This is a genomic window from Sphingomonas sp. Y38-1Y, assembly GCF_032391395.1.
In the GTDB taxonomy this organism is placed as follows: domain Bacteria; phylum Pseudomonadota; class Alphaproteobacteria; order Sphingomonadales; family Sphingomonadaceae; genus Sphingomonas.
On record NZ_CP135916.1, the window covers coordinates 383,762 to 401,108 of the forward strand.

Sequence of the window (17,347 nt, forward strand, 5' to 3'; positions counted from 1 at the left end):
GGCGGGCGCATGCAATTCGACGTGATCGTGATCGGCGGCGGCCATGCCGGTACCGAAGCAGCAGCCGCTGCCGCACGCGTCGGCGCCCGCGTTGCGCTCGTCAGCTTCGATCCAGCTACGATCGGCGCGATGTCGTGCAATCCGGCGATTGGCGGCCTCGGCAAGGGTCATCTCGTTCGAGAGGTCGACGCCTGTGACGGTCTGATCGCCCGCACGGCCGACGCTGCCGCCATTCACTACCGGATGCTGAACCGCAGCAAGGGCAGCGCCGTCCAGGGCCCGCGCGTCCAGGCGGATCGGCGTCGCTATGCGGCAGCGATCCAGTCGACGTTGGCATCGCAGGCCGGACTGACGATCGTTCCGGGTGAGGTCGAGGCGCTGGCGCTCGACAGGCAAGGCAACGTCGCTGGAGTGACCCTTGCTGACGGCACCACCCTCGCGGGTCGCACGGTCGTGATCGCAAGCGGCACCTTCCTGGGTGGGCGCATCTTCCGCGGCGATGAGCGCGAAACGGGTGGTCGCATCGGCGAACGCGCAGCTACCCGGATGGCGGAACAGCTTCGCGCGCTCGGTCTGCCGATGGCGCGGCTCAAGACGGGAACGCCGCCGCGGCTCGATGGGCGAACGATCGATTGGGCTCGCTTGTCGGTTCAGCCGAGCGACGAAGATCCGTGGACGATGTCACCGCTGACCAAGGGGCGCGCCTTGCCGCAGCTCGCCTGTGCCGTGACGCGGACCAACACGCGTACCCACGCGATCATCGCCGCCGGCCTCGACCGCTCACCCCTCTTTTCCGGTGCGATCGGCGGGCAGGGGCCGCGCTATTGCCCGTCGATCGAAGACAAGATCCACCGCTTCGCCGATCGCGACGGCCATCAGATCTTTCTCGAGCCAGAGGGGCTCGACGATCCGCTCGTCTATCCGAACGGCATCTCGACTTCGCTCCCGACCGACGTTCAAGCTGCGATGATCGCGAGCATCGAGGGGCTCGAACGCGCGCGCATCGTCACGCCGGGTTACGCGGTCGAATATGACCATATCGATCCTCGCGCGCTCGACGCGACGCTTCATCTCGAAACGGTGCCGGGCCTGTTCCTGTCGGGACAGGTCAACGGCACGACCGGCTATGAAGAGGCTGCGGCGCAGGGGCTCGTTGCCGGCCTGAATGCGGCGGCGCGTGCGCTCGAGCACGAGCCGGTCCGGTTCGAACGAAGCAACAGCTATATCGGGGTGATGATCGACGATCTGGTGCTGCAGGGTGTAACCGAGCCCTATCGCATGCTGACCGCCCGCGCCGAGTATCGGCTGCATTTGCGCGCCAACAATGCCGAGGCGCGGCTCGGTCCGATTGCGGAAGCCGCGGGGTGCCTGTCGCCGGCCAGGCTGGAGCGGATGAACCATCGTCGCCTCGAGCGCGAGAAGGTGGATAGCTGGCTCGGGCAGAAGCGAACGCCGCACGAACTCCGTGCCAGCGGCGCGGATGTCGCGATGGACGGCGTCCGACGGTCGCTTGCCGAGTGGCTGCGCTTTGCTCAGGTCGATGCGGATGCGGTGATGGACGGCCTCGACGCCGATCAATCGATCGTCGCCGAAGCGGTCGAGGACGCGCGCTACGCCCCCTATCTTGAGCGTCAGGCGAACGAGGTCGCGGCGATGAGCGACGCCTCGATCCGGCTTTCACCGACCATCGACTATGCCCGGATTCCGGGGCTCTCGACCGAAATGATCGAGCGCTTGGGCGCCGCCCGTCCCGCTAATCTGGCCGAGGCCGGTCGGGTGCGCGGGGTGACGCCGGCGGCGTTGACGGCGATCCTGCTCGACATCCGGAAGCGAGCGGCATGACCGGCGAAGACGCTCGCCGCTGGATTGAGGTGCGTTTCGGCGGCCGAGCCATCGAGCAACTCGAAGCCTATTCAGCGTTGTTGCTGGGTGAGAGTGAGCGGCAGAACCTCATCGCTCGTTCGACGATCGACCAAGTTTGGGTTCGTCATCTGCTCGACTCGGCCCAGCTCGTCCCGCTCGCCCCCGTCGAGAGTGCCGGGGAGTGGATCGATATCGGCAGCGGGGCAGGGCTGCCGGGCATCGTAGCGGCGATCGTCCAGCCACGGCACGTTGTGATGATCGAGCCTCGGCGTCGCCGCGCCGACTTTCTGGAGCGGGTCGTGGACGAGCTGAAGCTCGATGCAGAGGTGCTTTGCATGTCGGCTGCACGCTGCCAGCGACTGCCCGCGTCCGTTGTCTCTGCCCGAGCAGTGGCATCGCTGGAGTTGCTGTTCCTCGATGGTAGCGGGTTCGCCGATCTTTCGACGACTTGGCTGCTGCCGAAGGGACGGAGCGCCGAAAGCGAACTGGTCGCTGCCAAGCAGACATGGCATGGAGTGTTCCACGTGGAACCAAGTTTGACCGCCGACGACTCGCAGATCGTCGTTGCGCGCAATGTGAGGCGTCGATGATCATCATTACCGTCGCCAATCAGAAGGGCGGCGTTGGCAAGACCACCAGCGCGATCAACGTCGGCACCGCACTGGCCGCGACGGGCCAACGCGTATTGCTGATCGATCTCGATCCGCAGGGGAATTGCTCGACCGGGCTCGGCGTCGGTCGCAACGAACGTGAGCGGTCCAGCTACGATCTGCTGCTTGGCGACCTCAATGTCGATGAAGCCGCGATGGCGACGCGCGTGCCGAACCTCGACATCGTGCCTGCGACCGTCGATCTGTCCGGTGCCGAGATCGAGCTGATCGAGTTCGAGGCGCGCACCCACCGCCTGGACCGGGCGATCGAGCGCGGGAGCAGTCGATGGGATGTCGTGCTGATCGACTGCCCGCCGTCGCTCGGCCTGTTGACGATCAACGCGATGGTCGCGAGCCATGCGCTGCTCGTCCCGCTGCAATGCGAATTCTTCGCGCTCGAAGGGCTTAGCCAGCTGCTGACCACCGTCGAGCGCATTCGCGAGCGGTTCAATCCCGGCCTCTCGATCCTGGGGGTGGTGCTGACGATGTACGACCGACGTAATCGACTGACCGATCAGGTCTCGGACGACGTTCGGGCGGTGCTCGGCCGCGTGGTGTTCGACACCGTCATCCCGCGCAACGTCCGCTTGTCGGAGGCACCGAGCCATGGGGTACCCGCATTGATCTACGACCATCGCTGTGCGGGATCGCAGGCCTATATCGCGCTCGCCCGCGAGGTGATCGGCCGGTTGCCGAAGCTGGCGAAGGCGGCATGAGCAAGGCACGGCCGAGCGGCCTGGGCCGGGGTCTCAGCGCGCTGCTGGGTGATGCGGCGCCGCGACCCGAGCCGAGCGAGGAGGGGCGTCCCGCGACCGGATCGAGCGTGCGGATGCTGCCGGTGAGTTCGCTTGCCCCGCATCCTGCGCAGCCGCGTCGCCACTTCGACGAGGGTGCGCTCGACGAGCTTGCCCAGTCGATCGCACAGCGCGGGATCATTCAGCCGATCGTCGCCCGGCCGCACGGCAAGGACTATCAGATCGTCGCGGGTGAGCGTCGCTGGCGCGCGGCGCAGCGCGCGAGACTGCATGAGGTGCCCGTTATCGTCCGCGACCTGGACGATGCCGAGACGCTCGAGATCGCGCTGGTCGAGAACATCCAGCGCCAGGATCTCAACGCGATCGAAGAGGCCGACACCTATTCCAAGCTGATCCAGCAGTTCGGCCATACGCAGGAAGCGCTGGGCAAGCTGGTCGGCAAGTCACGTAGCCATGTCGCCAATCTATTGAGATTGCTGGACCTTCCGGTCACGGTGCAGAAGCTGGTGATCGACGGCACGCTCAGCATGGGCCATGCGCGTGCGATCATCAACGCGCCCAATCCCGAGACACTGGCGGAGCGGGTGGTCGAGCGTGGCCTGTCGGTCCGCGATACGGAAAAGCTGGCGCGTGGCGCCACGCCGGCGCGGGCCGAGCGTAAGCCGCGCGATCCTGCCGCGCCGACGGGCGATGCCGACATCGCGGCGCTGGAGCGGCAATTGGGCGACGTGCTCGGCCTCAATGTGCGGATCGCGCATTCGGAGAAGGGCGGCACACTGACGCTCAGCTACTCGACGCTCGATCAGCTCGACATGGTGTGCCAGCGGCTGTCGGGCGAGGTCATCTGACCCCGCCCGCATTCATCACGCCGCGCTAACCGGCGGCAGCTTGCCGATGATCTTGTCCAGCGTCAGCGGATAGTCGCGGACCCGCACCCCGCACGCATTGTAGATCGCGTTGGCGACTGCAGCCCCGACGCCGCAGATGCCGAGTTCGCCGACACCCTTGGCCTTCATCGGCGAAGACTTGTCGTCGGTCTCGTCGAGGAAGAACACGTCCTGCACCGGAATGTCGGCGTGGACGGGGACGTGATATTCGGCGAGGTCGTGATTGACGAAATAGCCGAACCGCGGATCGACGACGAGCTCTTCCATCAACGCGGCGCCAGCCCCCATGACCATCGCGCCGATCACTTGGCTGCGCGCCGATTTGGGATTGAGGATCCGGCCCGCCGCGAACGCGCCGCTCATGCGACGGATGCGGACCTCGCCGGTGACCGCGTCGACGCCGACCTCGGCGAAATGGCCGCCGAACGTCGCCTGCGCATAGCGTTTTGTGAGGTCGCCGAACTTGATCGTGTCTTCGGCGGAGATGCCGGCGCTCCCGGCAACTTCGGCCAGGCGGATGCGCTTGTTGCCCTGGCCGACGAAGCCGTCGGCGAAGTCTGCCGTGGCGGGGTCGAACCCTGCCTTCTGCGCCACCGCCTCGCGCAGCTTGACGCAAGCGGCATAGACGCCGGCGGTCGAGCTGTTGGCACCCCACTGGCCGCCCGATCCGGCCGAGATGGGAAAGCTCGAATCGCCGAGCAGCACGACGACGTCGTCGACATCGACCCCCATCATCTCCGCCGCGGTCTGGGCGATGATCGTGTAGCTGCCGGTGCCGATATCGGTCATGTCGGTCGCGACGGTGACCTTGCCCTTCGCGTCGATGCCGACGCGCGCGCCCGAATCCATCGTCATGTTGTCGCGGAACGCGGACGCCATGCCATAGCCGATCAGCCAGCGCCCATCGCGCACCTGTCCCGGCTTCGGCTTGCGCGCCGACCAGCCGAAGCGCTCTGCACCGACGCGCAGGCAATCGACGAACTGGCGGCTGGAAAACGGCCGGTCGGGCTTTTCCGGATCGACCTGCGTGTCGTTGAGGATACGCAGCTCGATCGGATCCATCGCCAGCTTCTCGGCCAGCTCGTCCATCGCCACCTCGAGCGCGAGGAGCCCGACCGCCTCGCCCGGCGCGCGCATCGCGTTGCCTTCGGGAAGGTGCAGCGTCGCCAGCCGGTGCGCGGTCATGCGGTTGGCGCCGGCGTACAGGAGCCGCGTCTGGTTCGCCGCCGTCTCCGGCCCGCCGCCCGGCAGGTCGCCCGACCACACCTCATGCGCGATTGCGCCGATCTTGCCGTTCTTGTCCGCGCCGATGCGGACGCGCTGGATCGTCGCGGGGCGGTGCGTGGTGTTGTTGACCATCACCGGCCGCGGCAGCGCGACCTTGACCGGCCGCCCCGCTGCCTTCGCGCCCAGCGCGGCGAGCACCGCGTCCGACCGCACCCACAGCTTCGACCCGAACCCGCCGCCGATGAAGGGCGAATGGACGCGGACCTTCTCCTTCGGGATCAGCAGCGTTTCCGACAGGTCGCGGCAGGCCCAGTCGATCATCTGGTTCGACGTCCAGACATTGAGCTGGTCGCCGTCCCACGCGGCGATCGTCGCCATCGGCTCCATCGCCGAATGCGCCTGATCGGGGGTGGTATAGGTGGCGTCGATCTTGACCGGCGCCTTGGCGAACGCACCCTCGAAATCGCCGACCGCGGTGTCGGCCGACTTGCCGGGCTTCACCGCCTTGCCGCGCTCCTTTTCGAGGTCATAGGCGCCGTTCCCGCGCGCATAGTCGACGCGCACGAGGTTGGCGGCGGCACGCGCCTGTTCGAATGTCTCGGCGACGACGACGGCGACGGCCTGATGGTAATGTTCGACCTCCGGCCCGGCGAGCAGCTTGGCGGTGATCGCCTTTGCCTTGCCGAGCTTGCCGGCATTGCCGTGATGGACGATCGCGATCACGCCGGGCGCAGCCTCGGCTTCGGCCGTGTCGATGCGGGTGATGCGACCGGTCGCGATCGTCGCGGGCACGATCGCGCCGTAAGCCTGGTTGGGGACGACATCGTGCCGCTCATAGGCATAGGGCGCGCGGCCGGTGGTCTTGAGCGGACCGTCGATCCGGTCGACGGGCTTGCCGATGACGCGCTGGCGGTCGATCGGGTTGGCGGTGGCGGGTTCGTTGAACTGCATCGGATCAGCTCCTGGCCTCGGCCAGCACGGCCGTGACGGTCCGCTCGGCGAGCGGCAGCTTGAAGGCATTCTGCTGGGTCGGCTTGGCACCCGCTAGCAGGCGCTTGCCATAGCCGGCATCGTCGCCGCTCTCGGCGCCTTCGACGCGCCAGGGCTTGGGCGCGACGCCGCCCATGGCGATGCGCGCAGGCCCGTCGCGCGGCACCACCGCCGCGACCGACACGAGCGCGAACGCATAGGAGGCGCGGTCCCGCACCTTGCGATAGATGTGCGTGCCGGCGACCGGCGCGGGCAGCGTCACCGCGGTGATGAGCTCACCGGGCTCCAGCGCGTTCTCGATATGCGGCGTGGTGCCCGGCAGCTTGTGGAAGTCCGCGATCGCGATGGTTCGCGCCGCGCCATCGGGCTTCACCGTCTCGACAGCCGCATCGAGCACGCGCATCGCCACCGCCATGTCGCTTGGATGCTGGGCGATGCACGCCTCGCTCGTCCCGATCACCGCCAGACCGCGGTTGAAGCCACCGATCGCGGCACAGCCCGACCCTGGCTTGCGCTTGTTGCACGGCTTGGCGGTGTCATAGAAATAGGGGCAGCGCGTGCGCTGGAGCAAATTGCCGCCCGTCGTCGCCTTGTTGCGAAGCTGCCCCGACGCGCCGGACACCAGCGCCCGCGTCAGCACGCCATAATCGCGTCGCACGCGTGGATGTGCGGCGAGGTCGGTGTTGCGCACCAGCGCACCGACACGAAGGCCGCCTTCGGCGGTATCCTCGATCTTGTCGAGCCCGACGCGATTGACGTCGATCAGGTGGCGCGGCGTCTCGATCTCGAGCTTCATCAGGTCGAGGAGGTTGGTCCCGCCGGCGATGAACTTGGCGCCCGGCGTGCGCAGTGCCGCCGCGGCCGCCTCCGCCGGGGTAGCGGCGCGCTCATAGGTAAAGGCCTTCATGCGCGCGACCCCTTGGCTTCGCCCGCCACCTCGGCGATCGCGTCGAAGATGTTGGCATAGGCGCCGCAGCGACACAGGTTGCCGCTCATCCGCTCCTTGACCTCCTCGATCGAGAAGCCGGGCGCGGCCGCGACGTCGGCGGTGACATGGCTGGGGATGCCGTCCTTGATCTCGTCCAGCACCGCCACAGCCGAGCATATCTGGCCGGGCGTGCAGTATCCGCACTGATAGCCGTCATGGCGAACGAACGCGGCCTGCATCGGGTGAAGATCGCCGGGCTTGCCCAGCCCCTCGATCGTCGTCACCTCGTCGCCGTCGTGCATCACCGCCAGCGTCAGGCAGCTGTTGATGCGCCGCCCCTCGACGATGACGGTGCAGGCGCCGCACTGGCCATGGTCGCAGCCCTTCTTGGTGCCGGTCAGCTTCCAGTGCTCGCGCAGCGCATCGAGCAACGTCGTGCGCGGGTCGAGCTCGACGCGGTTGCTCTTGCCGTTGACCTTGAGCGTCACGGGCAGGCGCGGCTCGGCGCTGGCGGGGGCCGATTGCGGCTTGGCATCGGCGGCGATCGGGACCGTGGCGGTGGCGGCGGTCGCCACCCCTCCGGCGATCATGCCTCGCCTGGACACGTCGAAAGCGGTTGAAGTCGGCATCATCGGCCCCTTGGCTGAAAGACCGGACCGCGAACGCGGATCCGGCTCAAGCCTTAGTAACAGACGATAGCGCGAACGGCTCCGCCGCTCAGCGGAAATTGTCGGCGTATGCCTGCAGCTTGAGCTTGCGCGTCGGCGCCGGGATCACCTGCGCCTCGATCCCCTCTCGCTCGGCATAGGCCTTCGCGGCCTCGGCCGTGGGGAAGCGCAGGCGAAGCTGCTGGCGCGTATCGCCGGCGCCGGCCCAGCCGGTCAGCGGATCGGCGATCTGCGCGGCGGTCGGCTCGAATTCGAGGACCCAGCGATGCGTCAGAGCCTTGCCCGACGACATGGCGCTCTTGGGCTGCTGATAGATGCGTGCGGTGGCCATAGTGTGAGGCTCCTTAATGCGATTCACGGCGGCGTGCATCCGCCTTTTTGGTGCGCAGCGTCGGGTCGGCGGCGGCGGGGTCGTCGGGCCAGGGATGGCGGGGATAGCGCCCGCGCATCTCGCGCGCGACATCGCGCCAACTGCCCGCCCAGAAGCCCGGCAGATCGCGCGTCGTCTGGATCGGGCGCCCGGCGGGGGAGGTGAGACTGAGCACCAGCGGCACGCGGTCGCGGCCGATCACCGGATGCTCGGCCAGGCCGAACAGCGCCTGCACGCGAAGCTCGACGCGCGGCCCTCCTTCGGCGGCATAGTCGATCGCGTGGCTCGATCCGACCGGGCTTTCGAAGCGGGCAGGGGCGACGCGGTCGACCTCCCGCATCGCGTCCCATCCGAGCAGATCGCGCAAGGCGTCGGTCAGCGCACCGGATTCGATCGCCTGGAGCCTGCGCTTGCCGGCGACGAGCGGCGGCAGCCAATCGTCCATCCGATCGAGCAGCACCGCATCGTCCAGTGGATGCCCGGCATAGCCGGCGCGCGACCGCAGCGCCTTGGCGCTCTCGCCCCACGGCAGGATCGCGACGCCATGCCGCCGCACACCCTCCACCAGCGCCGCCTCGATCGCTTCCGGCGCGGCGGCCGAATCGGAGCCGCGTGAGAGCGTCACCGCACCCAGCTTGCGCGTGCGTTCGGCGACGATGCCGCCGGTGTCGGGATCGAAGCGCACCTCTCTTGAGCTGGCGATCCGGTCGGCGAACAGCGCCGCCACGCTCGCGCCGTCGATCGCCGCCGCCGACAGGATGCGCGCGCTCGCCGCCGATCCCTGCGTCTCGGCCACCGCGAGCCATTCGGCGCCGGCCAGGCTGGAGGTGGGGTCGAGCACGAAGCCGCGACCGCCGACACTCGCCCAGCGCTCGCCCGCCGCATCGCGCCGTCGCGCGAGGCGATCCGGGAAGGCGAGGGCGATGCATGCCGCCACCGAATGCGCGACCTCCACGCCGCCGCCGCCGCCCGCCATGCCCGCCCAGCGCGCCGCCAGTTTCCGCGCCGCCTCCGTCCGCTGCCCGCGCTCCGTTCGCCAGCGGCGAAGGCGCAGCTCGAGGTCGGGATCGTTGCCGCCAAGGCCCCGCTCGCCGAGCAGCACCGCCATCTCTGCCGCGGTGGCCGCCAGTCCCATCTCGCCCGCCCGCGCGAGCATGTGCGCCAGCCGCGGCGACAGCGGCATCCGCGCGATCCGGCGGCCATGCGCGGTCGGTCGCCCGTCCCCATCGATCGCATTGAGGCTGCCCAGCCGCCGCCGCGCCTCCATGATCGCCGCCTCGGGCGGAGGATCGAGCCAGCGCAGCTCGCGCGGATCGGCGACACCCCAGATCGCGCAGTCGAGCGCCAGCGCCGACAGGTCGGCCTCCAGCAATTCAGGCGGGTCGAAGCGCGGCATGCCTGCGGTCGCCGCCGCTTCCCAAAGGCGATAGGCGGTGCCCGGCGCCTGCCGCGCGGCACGCCCGGCGCGCTGCGCGGCGGAAGCCTGGCTCGCGCGTTCGGTGACCAGCCGGGTCATCCCCGCGCCGCGATCGTAGCGCGGCCGCCGCGCCAGCCCCGAATCGACGACGATGCGGATCGAATCGAGCGTCAGCGACGTCTCCGCGATCGAGGTGGCAAGGACGAGCTTGCGCATCCCGTCGGGTTCGGGCGCGATCGCCGCGCGCTGCCGGGCGGGATCGACATTGCCGTGGAGGCGGTGGAGCCGGACGCCGTCAGGCTCGCCCAGCCGCTCGGCCACGCGCTCGATCTCGGCGACGCCGGGCAGGAAGGCGAGGAGGCCGCCCTCGCGCTCGCGCATCGCCTGGCGGATCGCCGCCGCCATTGCATCCTCGATCCGGACACCCGTGTCGCGGCCGAGATGGACCAAGTCGAGCGGATGGCTGCGCCCCTCGCTCTCGATCACTGGCGCGCCGTCCATCAGCGCGGCGAAGCGCGCGCCGTCCAGTGTCGCCGACATCGCGACGATGCGCAGGTCCGGCCGCAGCGCCGCCTGCGCGTCGAGCGCGAGCGCGAGGCCGAAATCGCTGTCCAGGCTGCGCTCGTGCACTTCGTCGAAGAGGACCGCCGACACACCGGCCAGCTCGGGATCCGCCTGGATACGCGCGACGAAGATGCCCTCGGTCATCACCGTCACCCGCGTCGCCGCGGACCGTCGGGTGTCGAGCCGCGTGGCATAGCCATAGGTACGCCCCACCGCCTCGCCCGCCAGCGCCGCCATCCGCTCGGCCGCGGCACGCGCGGCGATCCGGCGGGGCGACAGCAGCAGCACCTCGCCCGTGCACCATGCTTCGCCTAGCAGGGCGGGGGCGACCGCCGTCGTCTTGCCCGCGCCTGGCGGCGCGACGAGCACCGCCGCATTGCCGCCGCCCAGCGCGGCGAGAAGCTCGGGAAGCACGGCATGGATCGGCAGGTCGCTCATCGCACCCTGGACCTAGTGGCGAGGGAGCCAAGGCACAATTCATGCGTATGCCACCCTCGCGCACGCCCCCCGCGCGAGATTGGAGACCCATGATGGCAGCAAAGGCACTGGCAAGCCTCGCGATCAGCCCGACCGGCGACGGCTACCTGCTGATGATCGAGGACGAGGATGGCGAGACGATCGAGCTCACCACGACGTTCGAGCAGCTCGACCTGATCGCGGAAGCGGTCGATCAGCAGCTCAACAGCGACGAAGAGGATGTCCTCGGCGTCGATGGCGAGGACGACGAGTAAGGAAAAGGGGCGGCTCCGGTTGGAGCCGCCCCGTCCGATTTACCAGCCGCGATAGCCGCGGTTCCAGCGACGATCGCGATAGCGCCGGTCGTCCCAGCGACGATAGTCGCGCCGATCCCAGCGATCGCCCCGCCAGTGATGACGCGGGCCGCGATGGCGCCAGCGACGATCATAGCGGCGGTCGCCGCGCCAGTGGCGACGATCCCGATCCCAGCGATCGCCGCGCCAGCGCTGACCCGGATGCGCAATCGCGAGCGTCGAGGCGGCGGTGATGCCGACCGCGGACGGCGCGGCATTGGCGGCGGCTGCGGGAAGGATGGTGGCCGCGAGCGCAGCGGCGATGGCGAAAATACGCATGTTACTCTCCTGTTGGTTCAGGTCTGTCATCCTGGATAGCGACCTGCGCCTGAACTTGGGCAGACCCGGTCGTTCACCGCAGGTTTTGCCGCCGATCGATCACCAGCCGCGGCGGTAATCGCGATAGTCGCGCCAATTGTCGCGGCGCAGGTCGCGGTAATCGCGGCGGTTCTCACGCAGCAGCTGGCGACGGTTGATCTCGCCCCGGCGATAGTCACGCCAATTCTCCCGACGATCGCGGCGGAAGTCGCGGTAATTGTCGCGGCGGTCGCGGCGATAGTCGCGCCAGTCGGCACGCGCCCCGCGATCATAATAGCCCCATCCCTGCGGCGCGGCGGACGCGGCGGCGGGCATGACGACGGCAGCAAGGGCGGCGAGAATGATGGGGGTACGCATGACTTCTCTCTCCCGGTCTGGATGTTCGTCCAACCCGGCAATCATGCATGCTGTTGCATGAACGCGTCCCAACACCCCGTTCAGGGTGCCGAAATCGTCATCTTTCCCGCACTAAAGCAGTGACTTACGCCTAAATACGGTCAAGTGTTGTCGTTGAGCCGTGCAGGAGCCGCGATCAATAGGCGCGCGCAACCGCGAACTCGACCGCCTCGATCATCGCGTCCTTGGCGGCGCCCGGCGCGAAGGGGCCGAGCGCATCGATCGCTCGCTGGCCGTAATGCCGTGCCCGCGCCATCGTGTCGTCAACCGCGCGGGTCGCGCGCATCCGCTCGATCGCTTCGGCCAGCGCGGCATCGTCGGCGCGTCCGTCTCGGATCGCACCCGTCCAGAACATGCGCGCATGCGCGTCGCCGCGAGCATAGGCGAGGATGACGGGCAGCGTCATCTTGCCCTCGCGGAAGTCGTCGCCGGCGTCCTTGCCCATCGTGTCGGCGTCGCTAACATAATCGATCGCGTCGTCGACCAGCTGGAAGGCGATGCCGAGATTGCGGCCATAGGCGTCGAGTGCCGCTTCCTCCGACGCCGGCCGCTCCGCCACCACCGCGGCGATCCGGCAGGCGGCGGCGAACAGCGCGGCGGTCTTGGCGCCGATGATCTCGAGATAGCGCTCTTCCGAGGTGTCGATCCGGCGCACCGCGGTGAGCTGGTTGACCTCGCCCTCGGCGATCACCGCGCTCGCGTTCGACAGGATCTTGAGCACCTTGAGGCTGCCGTCCTCGACCATCAGCTCGAAGCTGCGGCTGAACAGGAAGTCGCCGACCAGGACGCTCGCCGGATTGCCCCAGATGATGTTGGCGGTCCGCTTGCCGCGGCGAAGGTCGCTGCCATCGACGACATCGTCGTGGAGCAACGTGGCGGTGTGGATGAACTCCACCGCCGCAGCCAGCCGGTGGTGCCGCGTGCCCGCATAGCCCAGCAGGCTCGCGCTCGCGAGCGTCAGCATCGGTCGCATCCGCTTGCCACCGCCCGCGATCAGGTGACCGGCGAGCTTGGGGATCAGCGGGATGTCCGACTGCATCCGGTCGAGGATGACCGTGTTGACGCAATTCATGTCGTGCGCGGTGATCGCCACCATCGGGTCGAGCGAGGCTGGCGGGCGCGACCCCAGGCGATGCACGGAAGCACTCATCGCGGGCCGACTTGGCCTTTCACCATCACAAACGCAAGTCGCTTGCGCCCTTTGGGACCAAAGGCCATGGGGCGGACGCGGGCTGACGGGGAAGGGCAGGGCCATGAGCGACGACGTGCTGCAGCGCTATCGCCAGAGCATCGACAATATCGACATGGCACTCGTCTGCCTGCTGGCCGAGCGGTTCAAGGTGACGCAGGCGGTCGGCCGCTACAAGGCCGAGCAGGGCCTGCCCCCCGCCGATCCCGGCCGGGAGGAGGCGCAGATCGGTCGCCTGCGCCGGCTGGCCGGGGAAGCCGATCTCGACCCCGAATTTTCCGAGAAGTTCCTGCGCTTCATCATCGACGAGGTGATCCGCCACCACGAGCAGCTGCGCGGCTGAGGCCGGGCGGGCAGCCCATCCCCGTTCGTGCTGAGCCTGTCGAAGCACGTGCCCGGAACATGTCCTTCGACAAGCTCAGGACGAACGAGGCTTGAAGACCGATCCGATCCTCCTTCTTCGTCACCCCGGACTTGATCCGAGGGCCCGCTTCTTCCGCAACATTGGTATTAAAGCGGGACCCCGGCTCGGGGCCGGGGTGACGCGCTTGTGGTGACGATGACGGAACCACGCCGCCCCTCCATCGTCTGACCGCGAGCGACCGGAGGGGTGATGCGTAACGATTTCCTGATCTTCGAGCCCGGCGACGTCGACCTGTCGCGATCGCCGTTGCGCGGATCGTGCGAGGCGGAGACGTTCGTGCTCGGCGCCTTCAACCCGGGCTTCACGCGGCTGCCCTCCGGCAACCTTCTGATGATGGTTCGCGTGGCGGAGGGGCTGGTCGATGCCGGCACCCGTTCGCTCCGCTGGGAGGACGGTCGCTATCTCGTCGACGAGTGGCCCGCCGACCGCGTCGACGCCAGCGACCCGCGCATCCTCAAGCTGCTCGGCGACCCCTGGCGCCCGCTCGCGCTCACCTCGCTGTCCTGGCTGCTCCCGGTCGAGCTGTCGTACGATGGCGAGCGCGTCGAGGCGGTGCATTACGACCGCGCGATCGTGCCCGCCGCCAGCTATCAGGCTTACGGCGTCGAGGACCCACGCATCAGCCGAATCGGTGAGGAATGGGTGATGACCACCTGTTCGGTCAGTCCCGAGCGGCTCTGCACCACGCTCCATCGTTCGCGCGACGCGATCGCTTGGGAGCTGGAGGGCATCGTCCTCGACCATCAGAATAAGGACATGCTGGTGTTCGAGGGGCAGTCGGGCGGCCTTTATTGGGCGCAGACCCGGCCGCTGGGCGAAACCTGGTTCGCCTATCCACCCGGCAGCGAATGGCGCGCGGGGCCGGCGATCAATCTCGCGACCTCGCCCGACCTGCTGCATTGGAAACCCTATGAAAAGCCGGGGCTGCGGCCGCACGCCGCCACCGTGTCGACCGCGCGGATGGGCGGGGGCACGCCGCCGATCCTGACCGACCGCGGCTGGCTGACCTTGTGGCACGGCGTCGAGCCCGGCGCGGAGGTCGGCATCTATCGCACCTATTGGTCGATCCTCGATCGGACCGATCCGTCGGTCACCGTCGCGACCGAGCATGAGGCGCTGATCGAGCCCGCGCCGCACCTGACCGCGCACCTCAGCGACCAGAAATATCTCGACAGCGTCGTGTTCACGACCGGGATCGTCGATGCGGGCGATCATTATCTGGTGGCAAGCGGCGAGGCCGACCTCGCTTGCCGCCTCACGCGGATCGACAAGGGCCGCTTCGCGTGAGCCGACCCTGGTGGCACGGCGCGGTACTGTATCAGGTCTATCCGCGATCCTTCCAGGATTCGGACGGCGACGGCATCGGCGACCTTGCCGGCATTACCGCACGGCTCCCCTATTTCGTCGAGCTCGGCATAGACGCGATCTGGATCTCACCGATCTTCCCCTCGCCGATGGCGGACTTCGGCTATGACGTCGCCGATTATTGCGGGATCGACCCGCGCTTCGGCTCGCTGACCGACTTCGACACGCTGCTCGCCCGCGCGCACGAGCTCGGGCTGAAGGTGCTGCTCGACTTCGTGCCCAACCACAGCTCTGACCACCATCCCTGGTTCGTCGAGAGCCGGTCGTCGCGCGATAACCCCAGGCGCGACTGGTATATCTGGCGCGATCCCGCGCCCGGCGGCGGGCCGCCCAACAACTGGATCAGTGATTTCGGCGGGCCCGCCTGGGAATGGGACGCGGTGTCGGGGCAATATTACAGCCACGCCTTCCTCGCCGAGCAGCCCGACCTCAACTGGCGCAATCCCGAGCTTCGCGCGGCAATGATCGACGCGATGCGCTTCTGGTTCGATCGCGGCGTCGACGGGTTTCGCATCGACGTGCTGTGGCACATGGTCAAGCACGCGGACTTCCCCGACAATCCCGCCAACCCCGACTTTGCCGAGGGGATGGGCGAGATGTGGCGCGTGCTCCAGCTCCACTCGACCGACCAGCCCGAGGTCCACGACATCGCCGCCGAGATGCGCCGCGTCGCCGACGGCTATGGCGAGCGCCTGCTGATCGGCGAGATCTACCTGCCGGTCGAGCGGCTGATGCATTACTACGGCACCGGGGATGCGCCGGGCGTCCACCTGCCCTTCAACTTTCAGCTGATCGACGCGCCCTGGCACGCGCGGACGCTGGCGACGCTGATCGAGACCTATGAGTGCGCGCTGCCCGAGGATGGCTGGCCGAATTGGGTGCTCGGCAATCACGACCGCCCGCGCGCAGCGACACGGTTCGGCGAGGCGCAGGCGCGCGTCGCGGCGATGCTCAACCTGACGCTGCGCGGCACCCCGACCATCTATTATGGCGACGAGATCGGCATCGCCGACGTCGCGATCCCCGCGTCCCAAGTCGCCGACCCACGTGAGCTTCGCGAACCGGGCAAAGGGCTCGGACGCGACCCGGTGCGGACGCCGATGGCCTGGGATGCGAGTGCCCAGGGCGGCTTCAGCGCGGGCGAGCCGTGGCTGCCGCTGCATCCCGACGCATCGACCCGCAACGTCGCCGCGCAGAAGTCCGCCTCTGGGTCGATGTGGCAACTCCACCGCGACATCATCGCGCTTCGCCGCGCGACGCCCGCGCTCGCGCTCGGCGGCTGGCACCTCGTCCATGCCGACGATGCGGTGCTCGCCTATGAGCGGCGCCTGGACGACACCCGCGTGCTCGTCGCGCTCAACCTGACCGGCGAGCCCGCGTCGCTCGCGCTGCCCGACTGGGCGGCCGGGCTGACGCCGCGGCTCGGCACGCTCGGCACGATGGCCAGAATCGAGGAGGGCCGCTTGATCCTGATGGGAGACGAAGGCGTGATCCTCGCATGAAGATCGCCATGATCGCCCCCATCGCCTGGCGCACCCCCCCGCGCCATTATGGCCCCTGGGAACTGGTGACGAGCCTGCTGACCGAGGCGCTGGTCGCGCGTGGCATCGACGTCACGCTGTTCGCGACGGCGGATTCGCTCACCGCCGCGACGCTCGCCGCCGTGGTGCCGGCGCCCTACAGCGAGGACCCCAGCGTCGATGCCAAGGTGTGGGAGCACCGTCACCTTGCCCATGTGTTCGAGCGGGCGGGTGAGTTCGACCTGATCCACAACCAGGCCGACTTTCCCGCACATGCCTTTGCCAATCTGGTCGACACGCCGATGGTGACGACGATCCACGGCTTCTCGTCCGACCGCATCCTGCCGATGTACGCACCCTATCAGGAGCGCGTGCACTATGTCGCGATCAGCGATGCCGACCGGCATCCGTCGCTGCGCTATGCCGCAACGATCCATCACGGCATCCCGATCGGCGATTTCGCGTTCGATCCGGTGGGGAGCGACGACCTGCTCTTCTTCGGTCGGATGCACCCCGACAAGGGCGCGGCGGAAGCGATCCGGGTGGCGGAGGCGACCGGGCGGCGGCTGACGATGTACGGCATCGTCCAGGACGGCGGCTATTATGAGCGCGAGGTCGTATCCCGGCTGAGCGATCGCATCCGCCATCCCGGCGCGGTCGGTGGGCTGGAGCGCGTCGCGGCGCTGGGCGGTGCGGCGGCGCTCCTCCACCTCATCAATTTCGACGAGCCGTTCGGGCTGTCGGTGATCGAGGCGATGGCATGCGGCACCCCCGTCATCGCGATCCGCCGCGGATCGATGCCCGAGCTGATCGAGGACGGCGTCACCGGCTTTCTCGTCGACAGCGTCGACGAGGCAGTGGCGGCGGTCGATCGGCTGGGCGAGATCGATCGCGCCGCCTGCCGCCGCGCGGTCGAGCAACGCTTCTCGGTCGAGCGCATGGTCGACCGCTACATCGAGCTCTATCGCGAGATTCTCAGCTGAGCTGCTTCCGCTGAGGTAGAAGCA

The 17,347-nt window shown here is 68.4% G+C and carries 17 protein-coding genes; 9 read left to right on the forward strand and 8 right to left on the reverse strand.

Translation table 11 applies throughout. The annotated features are described in order from the left end of the window. Positions 1-9: 9 nt before the first annotated feature. The 4 genes from mnmG to RS883_RS01810 are packed head-to-tail and all read left to right on the forward strand — an operon-like array spanning position 10 to position 4,116. Positions 10-1,842, forward strand: coding sequence for a tRNA uridine-5-carboxymethylaminomethyl(34) synthesis enzyme MnmG (mnmG, locus tag RS883_RS01795; protein WP_315762074.1), 1,833 nt, complete (start codon positions 10-12; stop codon positions 1,840-1,842). Further along, a complete protein-coding gene (gene rsmG / locus RS883_RS01800) occupies positions 1,839-2,453 on the forward strand; it encodes a 16S rRNA (guanine(527)-N(7))-methyltransferase RsmG (protein ID WP_315762076.1) in 615 nt (204 codons plus the stop codon). Before mnmG ends, rsmG begins: the two co-directional genes overlap by 4 nt. Next, a complete protein-coding gene (locus tag RS883_RS01805; protein WP_315762078.1) occupies positions 2,450-3,229 on the forward strand; it encodes a ParA family protein in 780 nt (259 codons plus the stop codon). Before rsmG ends, RS883_RS01805 begins: the two co-directional genes overlap by 4 nt. Then, positions 3,226-4,116, forward strand: a complete 891-nt coding sequence (locus RS883_RS01810; RefSeq protein WP_315762080.1) for a ParB/RepB/Spo0J family partition protein — start codon at positions 3,226-3,228, stop codon at positions 4,114-4,116. Before RS883_RS01805 ends, RS883_RS01810 begins: the two co-directional genes overlap by 4 nt. Before the next feature lie 15 nt (positions 4,117-4,131). Here the strand turns inward: RS883_RS01810 and paoC are convergent, their stop codons facing one another. From paoC to hrpB, 5 genes are all read right to left on the reverse strand, one after another. Continuing rightward, the gene (paoC, locus tag RS883_RS01815; protein WP_315762082.1) at positions 4,132-6,333 is read right to left on the reverse strand and encodes an aldehyde oxidoreductase molybdenum-binding subunit PaoC; all 2,202 of its coding nucleotides are present in this window, start codon (positions 6,331-6,333) and stop codon (positions 4,132-4,134) included. A gap of 4 nt (positions 6,334-6,337) precedes the next feature. Continuing rightward, complete coding sequence (locus tag RS883_RS01820) at positions 6,338-7,279, reverse strand: xanthine dehydrogenase family protein subunit M (RefSeq protein ID WP_315762084.1); 942 nt, start codon at positions 7,277-7,279, stop codon at positions 6,338-6,340. Then, positions 7,276-7,929, reverse strand: a complete 654-nt coding sequence (gene paoA / locus RS883_RS01825; protein ID WP_315762085.1) for an aldehyde dehydrogenase iron-sulfur subunit PaoA — start codon at positions 7,927-7,929, stop codon at positions 7,276-7,278. The genes RS883_RS01820 and paoA overlap by 4 nt, the downstream gene beginning before the upstream one ends. Positions 7,930-8,017: 88 nt before the next feature. Then, on the reverse strand, positions 8,018-8,299 hold the full coding sequence (locus RS883_RS01830; protein WP_315762087.1) for an ETC complex I subunit: 282 nt from the start codon (positions 8,297-8,299) through the stop codon (positions 8,018-8,020). Positions 8,300-8,312: 13 nt separating this feature from the next. Further along, a complete protein-coding gene (hrpB, locus tag RS883_RS01835) occupies positions 8,313-10,757 on the reverse strand; it encodes an ATP-dependent helicase HrpB (protein ID WP_315762089.1) in 2,445 nt (814 codons plus the stop codon). Positions 10,758-10,849: 92 nt separating this feature from the next. Between hrpB and RS883_RS01840 the strand changes: the two genes are divergently transcribed. Further along, a complete protein-coding gene (locus RS883_RS01840; RefSeq protein ID WP_315762091.1) occupies positions 10,850-11,050 on the forward strand; it encodes a hypothetical protein in 201 nt (66 codons plus the stop codon). Positions 11,051-11,089: 39 nt separating this feature from the next. Here the strand turns inward: RS883_RS01840 and RS883_RS01845 are convergent, their stop codons facing one another. The 3 genes from RS883_RS01845 to RS883_RS01855 all read right to left on the reverse strand — a co-directional run bounded on the left by RS883_RS01845 (position 11,090) and on the right by RS883_RS01855 (position 12,992). Next, complete coding sequence (locus tag RS883_RS01845; protein ID WP_315762093.1) at positions 11,090-11,407, reverse strand: hypothetical protein; 318 nt, start codon at positions 11,405-11,407, stop codon at positions 11,090-11,092. A 99-nt stretch (positions 11,408-11,506) separates the two neighbouring features. Next, on the reverse strand, positions 11,507-11,803 hold the full coding sequence (locus tag RS883_RS01850; protein WP_315762095.1) for a hypothetical protein: 297 nt from the start codon (positions 11,801-11,803) through the stop codon (positions 11,507-11,509). Between the two features lie 175 nt (positions 11,804-11,978). Further along, positions 11,979-12,992, reverse strand: a complete 1,014-nt coding sequence (locus RS883_RS01855; RefSeq protein ID WP_315762097.1) for a polyprenyl synthetase family protein — start codon at positions 12,990-12,992, stop codon at positions 11,979-11,981. A 103-nt stretch (positions 12,993-13,095) separates the two neighbouring features. Between RS883_RS01855 and RS883_RS01860 the strand changes: the two genes are divergently transcribed. From RS883_RS01860 to RS883_RS01875, 4 genes are all read left to right on the forward strand, one after another. Then, entirely contained in the window at positions 13,096-13,374 is a 279-nt protein-coding gene (locus RS883_RS01860; protein ID WP_315762099.1) for a chorismate mutase, read from the forward strand. 270 nt (positions 13,375-13,644) lie between these two features. Further along, positions 13,645-14,742, forward strand: a complete 1,098-nt coding sequence (locus RS883_RS01865; protein ID WP_315762101.1) for a glycosidase — start codon at positions 13,645-13,647, stop codon at positions 14,740-14,742. Continuing rightward, complete coding sequence (locus tag RS883_RS01870) at positions 14,739-16,322, forward strand: alpha-amylase family glycosyl hydrolase (protein ID WP_315762103.1); 1,584 nt, start codon at positions 14,739-14,741, stop codon at positions 16,320-16,322. Before RS883_RS01865 ends, RS883_RS01870 begins: the two co-directional genes overlap by 4 nt. Then, entirely contained in the window at positions 16,319-17,323 is a 1,005-nt protein-coding gene (locus RS883_RS01875; RefSeq protein ID WP_315762105.1) for a glycosyltransferase family 4 protein, read from the forward strand. Before RS883_RS01870 ends, RS883_RS01875 begins: the two co-directional genes overlap by 4 nt. Positions 17,324-17,347 lie beyond the last annotated feature (24 nt).